Here is a 578-nt window from a genome sequence, read left to right as displayed (position 1 = left end):
ACACCAGCCTCGCCAATGCGGGGCTTTTTATTACCTGAATTAATAGGAGGGTTTATGAAAATCATTCGAGTAACTCTCGATATAGAAGTACCAGACGATGCAACAGACAAAGACATTCATGATTTTGTAGATGTTGCATATGGTGAATGTAATAGCATGAAAAAAGATAACCCCGTAGTGAAAAATTATGATGTTACCGACCATGAATGGGAATATTTATAACATGAAAACGCAAGGATTTATGGAGTGGATTAAATGTAGCGACAGGTTGCCTGAAACATATGATGACATATTGCTGGTTGTGGATGGCTCTAATGATATTCATGTTGGATATTTTATTTTAGATGAATATGAAGGCAAGTGTTTCCATTCATTAGGAGAAGATTTGTTTTTTAAAATTGAATATGTAACCCACTGGATGCCATTACCCGAACCCCCGAAAGGAGAATGATGATGCATATCGATCTGAAAAAATATCCAAAATTAAAAATAGGAGATAGGGTCATTTTAAAAAATGGCGATAAAGGTTATGTGGACAGTTTTTTAAATAGCGGTGGCTATGATTGCATGATGGACAG

Annotated in this window: 2 protein-coding genes; both read left to right on the top strand. The window is 35.8% G+C overall.

The features are described 5' to 3' along the window. Positions 1 to 222 (top strand): hypothetical protein (locus tag PSI22_RS21355; RefSeq protein WP_273581474.1); only part of this gene is annotated, 222 nt, incomplete at its 5' end. Between the two features lies 1 nt (position 223). After that, positions 224 to 451 carry a DUF551 domain-containing protein gene (locus PSI22_RS21350; protein WP_273581473.1) on the top strand — a complete coding sequence of 76 codons (228 nt, stop codon included), beginning with the start codon at positions 224 to 226 and terminating at the stop codon, positions 449 to 451. Positions 452 to 578 lie beyond the last annotated feature (127 nt).

The sequence above is a fragment of the Xenorhabdus aichiensis genome, assembly GCF_028598775.1.
GTDB lineage: Bacteria > Pseudomonadota > Gammaproteobacteria > Enterobacterales > Enterobacteriaceae > Xenorhabdus > Xenorhabdus bovienii.
Note: the sequence above shows the minus strand (reverse complement) of the source record. Positions and strands in the feature narration are given on the sequence as shown.

Bases quoted from the DNA above. Each gene is read 5' to 3' on its own strand.
- PSI22_RS21350 (WP_273581473.1), top strand. From the start codon at position 224: ATGAAAACGCAAGGATTTATGGAGTGGATTAAATGTAGCGACAGGTTG.